Origin of the sequence: Streptomyces cadmiisoli, assembly GCF_003261055.1 — a bacterium.
In the GTDB taxonomy this organism is placed as follows: Bacteria; Actinomycetota; Actinomycetes; order Streptomycetales; family Streptomycetaceae; genus Streptomyces; species Streptomyces cadmiisoli.
Genome location: NZ_CP030074.1, coordinates 234,022 through 244,960, shown reverse-complemented (window position 1 = coordinate 244,960; position 10,939 = coordinate 234,022). Strand labels below are relative to the sequence as shown.

The window sequence follows — 10,939 nt, the reverse complement described above, 5'->3', positions numbered from 1 at the left end:
CGGATCGAGCGGCGTCAGCCGAAGTCCTTGGAGCACGCGGCGCTCGCCGCCTGGTACTCGCTCCTGCGGCTGTCCGGGATCTTCACCGTGGGCATCTTCGCGGCACCGTCGACGAACTCCGGGTCGGGATGGTCGAAGCCCTCCTTGCGCATGCATGCGGCGAACGCCAGCATCTGCTCCTTGGCCTTCGGCGACAGGCCGCCACCGGCCCCGGCCCCGCTCCCGCCCCCGGCGACCTGGCAGTCCTTCAGTGCCTGCTGGAATTCCTTCGCCGACAGTTCGCCCGGCAGGATCTGGCCGAGGCCGCCCGACACGCCGCTCTTGACTTCGGCGCCCTTCTCACGAAGGCAGTCATACGCCTTTGCCCGCTTGTCGCTCACGGAATCCCCGCCGGAGTTCTTTTCCTGGTCCGATTCCTGACCGCTGCACCCGGTCAGCCACAAAGTCATCGCGGACACCGCGCAGACCGTCGCGAATCCGAACTTGTTCCGTCGCATTTCCGCCTCCTTTTCACGGCCCGGTGGCCGGCTCTCCGGGCCGCTTTCCATCCGGCGGCTCGCCGGATGGCGGCACCATGCCCGAGGCGGCGGTTACAGCGCTCTCACCGATTCTGTTATCTCGCCGAAAGGTGCCTTCCTGTACAACGGGCGGTATGAGAGTCCTGGTTGTGGAGGACGAGGAATTCCTCGCGGAAATGATCGCCGAGGGCCTGCGTGCCAACGCCATCGCCGCCGACGTGGCCGGTGACGGTCTGGAGGCGGTGCGGCGGCTGAACGACGACGTGTACGACGTGCTCGTCCTGGACCGGGACCTGCCCGGCATGCACGGCGACGACGTCTGCCGCCGGATCGTGCACACCGGGGCTGTCACGCGGATTCTGATGCTGACGGCCTCCGGGACGGTCCACGACCGGGTGGAGGGCCTGTCCCTGGGCGCGGACGACTACCTCGCCAAGCCGTTCGCCTTCGAGGAGTTGGTGGCCCGGGTGCTGGCGCTCGGCCGACGGGCCCGACCGGCGCTGCCGCCCGTGATCCGGCGCTCGGGTATCGCCCTGGACACCGCCGCCCGGCAGGCGCGGCGGCACGGGCGCCCGCTGCGGCTGTCGCCGAAGGAGTTCGCGGTGCTGGAGGCACTGCTGCGGGCGGGCGGTGCCGTGGTGAGCCACGACGACCTCGTGGAGCAGGTCTGGGAGGAGCACGTCAGTTACCGCACCAACGCGGTCCGGGTGACACTCAGCCGGCTCCGGGCGAAGCTCGGTGAGCCCGTGGTCATCGAGACGGTGTCGGGTGCGGGGTACCGCGTCGCCGTGGAGCCCGGCGAATGACGGGCCTCCCGCGACTCGGCTCCCGCCGACCGCCGTCACAAACACACCCACACGCGCAGACTCAGGCACAGCCCCAGACTCAGGCACAGCCCCAGACTCAGACACAGACACGGGCACGGGCACGGGCACGGGCACGGGCACGGGCGGGGATCCTGACCGGTGAGCGGGCCCGCCTCACCGCGCTGTGCTGCGCGATGCTCCTGGTGGTGGGGGGTGGCCTCATCGTCCTGGTGTACGTGTTCGCGGGCCAGAATCTGTACCGGAGCATGCAACAGGTCGCGCGCGCCCCTGTGACAGGACTGTCCGGCACCGCGTGGGGGATCGTGCCGCGGGGTCTCACCGCGCCCCCCGGCACACCCGTCCCCCGGAGACCGATCGCACCCGACGGGGGGACCGTCCGCACACTCGACGAGCGCACCCAGGAACAGCTCACCGACTCGCTGCGATCCGCCGCGGCGCGTGAACTGGCCACCGCCGCGCTGGTCGGTCTCGCCGCCCTCACCGCCGTCTCCGTCCCGGTCGCGTGGTGGACGGCGGGCCGCGTGCTGCGCCCCGTACGACACCTGACGGAGACGGCCCGCCGGCTCACCGGTACGACGCTCCACGAACGCATCGCGCTGCGCGGCCCGCCGGGTGAACTGAAGGTGCTGGCGGACACCTTCGACGAGATGCTCGACCGGCTGGAGAACCAGGTCGAGGCACAGAAGAGGTTCGCGGCCAACGCTGCGCACGAACTGCGCACGCCTCTCGCGCTCCAGCGCACGGCCGCCGAGGTCGGGCTGGCGGGCTCACCGGATCCGGAGCGCGTGGCCCGTATCCGGGCCAAGCTCGTGGAGACGTCCGAGCGGCAGGAGCAGCTCATCGAGGGGCTGTTGCTCCTGGCGGTGTCCGAACAGGAACTCCAGCGCCGTACGACCGTCGACCTGCGGGACATCGCCACCACGGCCGTGCACACGCTGACTCCCCTGGCGGCGGAGCGTGATGTGCGCGTGCACACCGAACTGCGGTCCCTGCCGGCCGTCGGCGACGCCGTACTGCTGGACCGGCTGGCGCAGAATCTGGTCGGCAACGCGGTGCGGTACAACCAGCCGGGCGGCGAGGTACGGGTGCGCACCGGTGCCCTGGGCCTGGAGGTGTCCAACACCGGGCCGGTGGTGCCCGAGGCGACCGTCGCCCTGCTCTTCGAGCCTTTCCGCCGGCTTCAGGAACGTCGTCACGCACCGGGTGAGGGCGTGGGCCTGGGCCTGTCCATCGTGGCCGCGATCGCCCGAGCGCACGGCCTGCCGGTCGAGGCGCGGGCCAACCCCGGGGGCGGTCTGACGGTACGCGTGGGGCCCAGCTCCCAACGCACGGCACCGATCCGGCAGTTGCCGTCGGCGAACCGGGCTTGACCAGCGGTTTCAACACGGCGTCGCAAAACTGTTGAATTCCGGGCCGGGCAACCGCCTTGAACTCCGCACAGCGCCGACCGCGCCCCGGAAACGCTCAGGTTCGATGAGCACTTCTCTCGGCGGGGATCGCCCCCCGACCCCTCTTATGGTTTAAAGTGAAATCTTTTTCGGTCCTCTCAGAACGCCTGCGGCGGCATCACGACGTCCGAAGCCCACCCGCCGACGAGGACCCGCTCCACCCCACGCGGGCGCCGTCGACACTCGATGATGAGTAACGGGCGCGCAGGGGGGATCCCTGCTCAGACCCTTCAGTCCCTCCGACGAGGTGCAGGTCAGCGCCCTCCACCCGGCGACACAGGGACTGAAGGGACCGGAATCCGATACTTATGACGTGCGCTACCCGTCGGTAGTCGCACAGAAGTCCGCCCATCGACTCGCGATCCCCCACCCGCAAGCCAACTTACGCCGCGTCTAATTCGAGATCCCGGTCCCTCAAGTCCCTACAACGAGCCCGCGAACCCCTCTCACCTGCGAAGAAGGCGCGGAACCGGAGTGAGGGACCGAACGAATGCCCGCACGGAACGGGGCACCGAGCACCTGCCCGCGGCAATCGGTTCATCGCACCATCCGCCCGCACGGGCACACGGCACCGGAAACGGACCCCGCGCCGCGGTTCGACACCACCACACGCCGAACGGAACAGCCGTCACATCCGCCCATCGGCCCCCACCCGTCTCTTCCGGTGACGTCCCGCCATGTCGTACCGCCCCCCGAACGCGTCGCAGGCGTTGGTCGTTTCCCCCGCGACAGGTCCTACACTCGCCCGGATACCAGTCCCTACGGTCCCTGTCCGGCGGTTTCGGCATGCGCGGTCGCGGTACGGCCCCGGGGCTCGGACGTTGCGCCCCAGCCGACCCGAGGACGATCACGTGCCTTCCCACGGTGAGACCCCGACAGCCGTGACCGGGCCCCGCAATGACGCGGACGGCACGACGCGCACCCCTTCGCTGACGGTCTACGCGCGGGACCCGTACAGCCGATTCATCTCGAAGGATCTCGATGAGCAGCGCCCAGAGCGGGACCGCTTTCGATGCCACTGCCGCCGCCCCTCCCGCCCGGGATCCGGAGCCCGGGCGGTCGCCTGCGCGCGCGCTCACCCCCCACGCAGAGCTGCCCTCACGCACGGCGGAAGGAACGGAACTCCCGGCGCTGCCCGGGACGTTGACGGACCGGGGGAACGCGAAGCTGTTCGTGGAGCGGTTCCGTGGGCGGTTCCGGCATGTGGACGGGCTGGGCTGGTTCGCGTGGGACGGCTACCGGTGGAAGCGCACGGGCGGTGAGAAGGCCGCACTGTGGGCGGCCGGCGAAATGGCCGAAGCCATGCCCGACCACGATCCGAACGGCGTGTTCAACGAACGGGAGTTGCGGACACACAAACGACGCACCCTCTCCACGGCGGGTGTGAAGGCCCTGCTGACCCAGGCGAAGGCCTCTCCCAGCCTGTCCATCGACCCCGACGAGCTGGACGGTGACCCCTACGCCCTGTGCACCCCGGCCGGAGTGGTGGATCTGTACAGCGGCCGGCTGCGCACACCCGATCCGGAGAAGGGCTGTCACTCCCGTGCCACCAGCGTCGCTCCCCAGGACATGCCGATCCCCCGCTGGCACCGGTTCTTGACGGACACGTTCGGTGGGGACGCGGAAGGGCGGGAGATGATCGAGTTCCTGCACCTGCTGCTCGGTTACTCCGTCACCGGCGACGTCGGCGCACAAGTGCTCCCGTTCCTGCACGGCGAGGGAAAGAACGGCAAGTCCGTCCTGCTCGACGTGATGATGCAGATCCTCGGCGACTACGCCGACGCCGCCCCACCCGGCTTCCTCATGGACCGCGGCTCCTTCTCCGAACACTCCACCGAACTCACCGAACTCCACGGCCGACGCCTCATCGTCTGCAGCGAACTCAAACCCAACGACAAATTCGACGAAGCCCGCGTCCGCCTCCTCACCGGCGGCGACAAAATCAAAGCCCGCCGCATGCGCCAGGACTTCTTCTCCTTCACCCCCACCCACCACCTCTGGCTCCTCGGCAACCACCGCCCCGAAGTCTCCACCGGCGGCTTCGCCTTCTGGCGCCGCATACGCCTCATCCCCTTCGAACGCGTCGTCCCCGACGAAGCCAAAATCGACAACCTCGCCCTCGAACTCGTCCGCGACGAAGGACCCGGCATCCTCCAATGGCTCCTCACCGGAGCACACCGATACCTCACCACCCGCAACACCCTCGCCGGCCCCGACCGCGTCCGCATCGCCACCCACGCCTACGCAGCCACCGAAGACCACATCGGACGCTTCCTCACCGAATGCTGCACCCAAAACACCAACACAGAAACCGGACACGGTACCGAACTCCGCACCGAACAAGGCCACCTCTACACCGCCTACAGCGCCTGGTGCAGCACCACCGAAGGCATCCGCCCCGCCAACGCCCGCGTCTTCGCCCAACGCGTCCGACAAGAAGTCGGCCTCACCACCCCCGCAGACATGATCAAATCCAACGGCCGGAAGTACTACCCCGGCATCGCCCTGCTGTCGGAGTGACGCACGCCGTCACACGAAGGGCCGTGGCTCACGCCGTCAGCGGGATGGTCACCCGGATCGCCTTGCCAAGGCTGTTGGTCCGCACGGTCCAGTCCTCGGCCAGCGCCGCGACGAGGCCGAACCCGAAACCCCCGGACGCTCCCCGCTCCTCGGGAGGCACGACGCGGGGCATGGTCCTGCTCCGGTCGCTCACTTCGAGCAGCAGACATCCGCCTCTGACGGCCATCCCCAGATAGCGAGGGCCCGGGGTGTGCCGGCAGGCGTTCGTGACCAGTTCGGAGACCACCAGAAGAGCGCACTCCACCTGCTCGCTGCGGTGTCCGTCGGGTCCCCGCAGCAGCCCTCGGTGGCTCAGGTACTGCGTCAGGGCGTGCCGGGCACGGCGGGAGGCCTGGATTTGGCCCGCCAGGGCCACGGTACGGACCGGGAAAGCCGGGAGGGAACCGGCCGACATTCGCTTCACCATCATTCGCCAGCCACTCGTTTCATTACGCAACGGTTGGTAGCAGATCAATTCAGGAGCGCTCGGTCCCCAGCCTGACACGGCGTGTCCACCATTCCTTCAGGGAATTTCCCTACGGTTCACCGAAAAGCGCCGGTCACTGTTCGGAGAGGCCACATGACCGTACGCAGCGGTCGACAGTTTCGGCAGAAATGCGCAGCCTGATGAGCACTGTTCGGCCGCATCGGAATCCCTTGGTTTACTGCCGATCATGAGCCTACGAGAAGCAGCCGATCTAATGCCCGACGTGCCCGCGCTGTACGACCGGTGCCGCGCCCTGGGAGTGATCGACGAACTCACCGGCGGGCCACCTGACAGCGGATATCGGTTCATCCGCTCCGGGTGTCCCCGGGGCCCCGGATCCGTATTGCGCAGGCCCAACATCGGTGAGCGCTCGCTCAACGTACATTTCCACGGCGCGGCGGGCGCCCTCGTTTTCGGCTGGGACATAGACGCCGACGAGCTCCCCGCTCTGTCGGGCGAGGAGCAGCGGCGCCGGATCGCGGAACAGGTGCCCGGCAGGCTCCGGGCTTGTCTGTGGCGCGGCACCCACGCCGCCGACCGGTGGCGCTCGGGGCACCAGCCCTTGTTCCCCCGGCTCTCGGTCGTGATGTGGCGCCTGCCCACCGACAGCTCATGGCGTACGCCCGAGGTCGCCGCGGAGCACGCCGAGTCCGACGTGTGGACCTCGCTGGTCAGCGACCTGACCGATCCCTCCCCGGGGACCCTCATGCAGTCGGAGCGGCTGGGCGTGGAGCGGTCGTCCTTCCGTCTGGCCGGCGCGATCCGGCACGTTCTCGCGATGCGCCCGCTGACGGACGAGGTCGTCGGCGCCCTGAATCCCCGGGCCGGCCGCGACGACCGCAAGCGGGCCGTCACCGCGAACGGCTATCCGCGCGGATTCTCCCGACCCGGCCCGCCGCTGGACCGGGGAATCGGCGAGGGCGCGGCGCTCGTCACCGGGGACGCCTACCGGACCTGGGGCCACTTCCTCTTCGAACCGGACGGCGCGGGCTACCACCGCATCATGGTCCACCACTCGGGCAAGGCCTTGCAGACGGCCGGTGGGGAGCCGGGAGCCGCGCTGGTCCAGGCCGAACCGCACGACGGCGACCCGCAGAAGTTCCTGCTTCAGCAGTACCGGAACGGCGTCTATCAGCGTGTGCGCACCTTCACCGGGGCGGACGCGACGCCCGGAGCACCGGACGGCTCGGTGTACCGCATCATCGCGAAGGAGTCGCGGCTCGCCCTCCAGGTGAGCGATCCGGTGCCGGGCAGCCCCGTCACCCTCGCCGAACCGGATGACGGGGACGGCCAGTTGTTCTGCCGGCGAACCCTCTTCGGATACGGCCTCTTCGGCCATCTCCGGCACCGGGCCACCGATGTGCCGATCCTGATCCGGCCCCCGGCCCGGCCCTACGGCTGATCCGAGTCGCCGCGGGCCCGGCACGGCGGTGCGGCGCGGCCCATGCCGTCCCGCCGGGCACGGGCCGCTCCGCTCGCTGGGGATGTCCTGCTCAGGCCGCGTTCACTGGCGGCGCGCAGGCCGTCCGCCGTCAAGGTGCGGACGGTCGGGCGCCGGTCAGGGGGTCCGCCCGGTCAGCGAGTTCCAGTACGCGGCCGGCGGCAACGTGTCCCACGGGTTGTCGAGGATGTCGTGGGTGACGTAGACGTGCCCGGCGTTGCGCTCCCGGGACAGGGCCACGACCTCGGACATCCGTGCCGCGTCGGGCACGTCGTAGACGAGGTGCCAGATCTTGTCGGACGGCACCTTCGCCTCCCACGCCTCCGGTTGGTGTCGCCGATACGCGTCCTCGTCGCCCTCGAAGGTGACGAGGGTGTCGGCGGTGTCCTTGAAGCACTCCTGCGTGCCCGTACCGGGATTGGCGACGACGATCGCCTCGGCGCCGTAGGTGCCCTCGACGTACTTCTTGAGCTCCGCGTAGTGGTCGGCCCACTTGTTGCCGGGACCGCACTGCGCCATTCCCTCGTCGAAGAAGATGCCGTCGAGGTTCGCCGCGCCGTACATCGTGTACCAGGCGTCGACGTCCCTCTTGATCTGGTTCAGCCACACGCCGGGATCGGTGGAGCCCTCCTCCCGGGTGGTGAAGTTGTTCGGCGCGGTGCCCAAGTAGCCCGTGCGCACATAGCCGATGACGTCGACGCCCGCGGCTTCGGCCTGCCGCATCTTCGCGGTGTAGTCGGTGTTCACGGCCTGTCCGGGGCCGTTGTCCGGGTTGGCCACCGCCAGCCCGACCGTGTCGCGGCTCGCTATCAGCCGGTCCCAGTACGGACCACCGGAGCTGCCCGGGGTGCCGGGGTAGAAGTACGCCGGTACGGAGACCTTCTGGTCGGACGCGGTGGCGGTGGGGGACGGGGTCTCGTCCGGTGAGGCGGTGGCCGACGGGGTGCCGTCCGGTGAGGCGGTGGCCGACGGGGTGCCGTCCGGTGAGGCGGTGGCCGACGGGGTGCCGTCCGGTGAGGCACTGGCCGACGCGGTCTCCTCCGGTGAGGCGCCGGCCGACGACGTCTCGTCCGGTGAGGCGGCCGACGAGGTCTCGTCCTGTGAGGCGATGGCGGGGAGGGCGGCGAAGGTGGCACCGGCCGCGACGACGGCGGCGCAGGCGAGAATCCGGGTGGAACGGCGCATGAGGGTTCCTCGGGAGTGGGGGAAACTCGAGGTGCGGCCCGGCGCGGGCCGGCGTCGCGGGCCTGCGCGGCGGGATTCACCAAGGGAACCCTGACGACGGCGACACCCTTGCAACCGAAGCGGTGGGGTTCCCTCCGCTTCAGAGACTAGAAATCAACTCTTGCCGATTCAACGGGAGTTGGACGAGAACGAGGGCCGGTCGTGGCGTCGCCGCGCCTGCCTCGCATCCCCGGTACCCCCGTCGCACCACACCAGGTGGCCGATCTCTTCTCGCAGGTCAGGCCACGTGTCATCGAGTGCCGGACGGCCAACCGGCCGGGCACCGGCCCACGAGGTCGCCCGGGTCGCGGCCCACGGCACACTCCGAGAAACGCTCACGGAACGTGAACCTCTATGGAGCGAATCGTCGGGCGCGCACCGGGAGACCGGCAGCGTCAGCCGCCCAGCCGCAGCACCGCGACCGCACCGGGCAGGACGGTGAGCAGGCCGGCGGCGGGTTCACCGGTGAGCAGGTCGGTGCCGGCGTCCGGCAGGGGAACGATGGCCGGCTCCCGCGAATGGTTGATCACGAACAGATGGTCGCCGCCCTCGCCGGAGCGCCGCACCACCTCCACGTCCCGGGGCAGAGCCCCGCGCGGCGGGACTCCCGCGTCCTCGCACGCCGCCTCCAGCACCGCCCCGAGCCCCTGGACGTCCAGGCGGGTGGAGATGTACCAGGCGGTTCCGGTGCCCGAACGGTGCCGGGTGACCGCCGGTCTCGCGGCCGCCGGGCCGTCGGCGTAGGTCCACACCGTCCGCGCCCCGCGCGGCACCACGAACTCGGTCCACACGTCCGCACGCCGTGTCGCCCCCTCCGGGCCCGCGATCCTGACCGTGTCGCCGGGCAGCAGCGGTGACCACTCCTCGACGGTCAGCCCGAGCACGTCCCGCAGGGCTCCCGGGTAGGCACCGGGATGAACGGCGTCGTTCTCGTCCACGATGCCGGAGAAGTAGGAGACGACCAGGGTGCCGCCGTCCTCGACGTAGCGGCGCAGGTTGTCGCCCGCGTTCTCGGAGGTGAGGTAGAGCGCCGGGACCACGACCAGCGGATAGGACGACAGGTCCGCCTCGGGATGGACGAAGTCGACGGTCAGGTGCCGGTCGTACAGCGCCTCGTAGAAGCTGTCCGCGCGTTCGCGCGCGTCGTGGTCGACGGAGGGCTGCCCGTCCAGGCTCTGCGCCCACCAGGAGTGCCAGTCCCAGACCATGGCCACGTCCGGCACGGTGCGGGTGCCCCGCAGGCCGGCCAGTGCCGCCATGTCCGAGCCGAGCTGCACCACTTCACGCCATACGCGGGTGTCGGTGCCGCCCTGCGGCAGCATCGCGGAGTGGAACTTCTCGGAGCCGCGCCGGGACTGCCGCCACTGGAAGAACATGGCGCCCTCGGAGCCCCGCGCCACGTGCGCGAGGGAGTTGCGGGCCATCTCTCCGGGGGCCTTGGCGGGGTTGTGGGGCTGCCAGTTGACGCCCGAGGTGGAGTGTTCGAGCAGCAGCCAGGGGGCGCCGCCCGCGACCGAGCGGGTCAGGTCGGCGGCCATCGCGAGGTTGACATGGGTCCGGCGGCCGTCGGTGATCAGATAGTGGTCGTTGCTGACGAGGTCGACCTCGCGGCCCCAGGCCCAGTAGTCGACGGAGTCGCACTGGCTGAGCGCGGCCATGAAGTTGGTCGTGACGGGCACGCCGGGCGAGAGCCGGTGCAGGATGTCCCGCTCGGCGCAGAAGTTCTCGCGCATGGTGGCGTCCGCGAACCGCTTGTGGTCGAGCTGCTGCGCCGGGTTGCACACCGCCGGGGTCAGCCGCGGCGGGTCTATCTGCTCGAAGTCGGTGTACCGCTGGCCCCAGAAGGCCGTCCCCCAGGCCTCGTTGAGGGCGTCGAGGGTGCCGTGGCGCGCGGCGAGCCAGTCGCGGAAGCGGGCGGCGCAGGTGTCGCAGTAGCAGGCGTTCACCGGTTCGCCGTACTCGTTGTGGACGTGCCACAACGCGAGCGCGGGGTGGGCGGCGTAGCGTTCGGCGATCTTCGTGGTGATGTTCGCGGCGGCCTCGCGGTAGGCCGGGTTGCTGTGGCAGATGGCGCCGCGCGAGCCGAAGGAGTGGCGCACGCCCTCACGTGTGACGGGCAGCGCGTCGGGGTGGGCGCGGTAGAACCAGGCGGGCGGCGCCACCGTCGGGGTGGCCAGATCGACGCGGATGCCGTGCTCGTGCAGCAGGTCGAGCACCCGGTCGAGCCAGCCGAAGTCGTACGCCCCCTGCTTCGGTTCCAGCAGGGCCCAGGAGAAGATGCCGACGCTGACCAGGTTGACGCCGGCCTGCCGCATCAGCCGGACGTCCTCCTGCCATACGGCCTCGGGCCACTGCTCGGGGTTGTAGTCGCCGCCGAAGGCGAGTCCCGGCAGGAGGTGGCGGGCGGACCCGGCGGCGGGAGTGTTCTCGGGCAC

General features: G+C 70.1%; 8 protein-coding genes. 4 read left to right on the top strand and 4 right to left on the bottom strand.

Annotation, left to right across the window (positions count from 1 at the left end; genetic code table 11):
- Window positions 1-14 precede the first annotated feature (14 nt).
- A complete protein-coding gene (locus DN051_RS41925; RefSeq protein ID WP_162625175.1) occupies window positions 15-548 on the bottom strand; it encodes a hypothetical protein in 534 nt (177 codons plus the stop codon).
- Window positions 549-652: 104 nt separating this feature from the next.
- Between DN051_RS41925 and DN051_RS41920 the strand changes: the two genes are divergently transcribed.
- The 3 genes from DN051_RS41920 (at window position 653) to DN051_RS41910 (ending at window position 5,313) form a co-directional block, all read left to right on the top strand.
- Entirely contained in the window at window positions 653-1,324 is a 672-nt protein-coding gene (locus tag DN051_RS41920) for a response regulator transcription factor (protein ID WP_112443030.1), read from the top strand.
- A gap of 206 nt (window positions 1,325-1,530) precedes the next feature.
- Entirely contained in the window at window positions 1,531-2,715 is a 1,185-nt protein-coding gene (locus tag DN051_RS41915; protein WP_342781609.1) for a sensor histidine kinase, read from the top strand.
- A gap of 1,059 nt (window positions 2,716-3,774) precedes the next feature.
- Window positions 3,775-5,313, top strand: coding sequence for a DNA primase family protein (locus tag DN051_RS41910; RefSeq protein ID WP_112443029.1), 1,539 nt, complete (start codon window positions 3,775-3,777; stop codon window positions 5,311-5,313).
- Window positions 5,314-5,341: 28 nt separating this feature from the next.
- On the opposite strand, the gene DN051_RS41905 is transcribed toward DN051_RS41910, so the two are convergent.
- Window positions 5,342-5,767 carry an ATP-binding protein gene (locus tag DN051_RS41905; protein ID WP_063797232.1) on the bottom strand — a complete coding sequence of 142 codons (426 nt, stop codon included), beginning with the start codon at window positions 5,765-5,767 and terminating at the stop codon, window positions 5,342-5,344.
- A 286-nt stretch (window positions 5,768-6,053) separates the two neighbouring features.
- On the opposite strand from DN051_RS41905, the gene DN051_RS41900 reads away from it, so the two are divergent.
- Window positions 6,054-7,241, top strand: coding sequence for an RICIN domain-containing protein (locus DN051_RS41900; RefSeq protein WP_053757193.1), 1,188 nt, complete (start codon window positions 6,054-6,056; stop codon window positions 7,239-7,241).
- A 156-nt stretch (window positions 7,242-7,397) separates the two neighbouring features.
- Here the strand turns inward: DN051_RS41900 and DN051_RS41895 are convergent, their stop codons facing one another.
- A complete protein-coding gene (locus DN051_RS41895; RefSeq protein WP_112443028.1) occupies window positions 7,398-8,465 on the bottom strand; it encodes a spherulation-specific family 4 protein in 1,068 nt (355 codons plus the stop codon).
- Between the two features lie 434 nt (window positions 8,466-8,899).
- Window positions 8,900-10,939 (bottom strand): beta-galactosidase, encoded by a 2,040-nt coding sequence (locus tag DN051_RS41890; RefSeq protein WP_079000437.1) that lies wholly within the window; start codon window positions 10,937-10,939, stop codon window positions 8,900-8,902.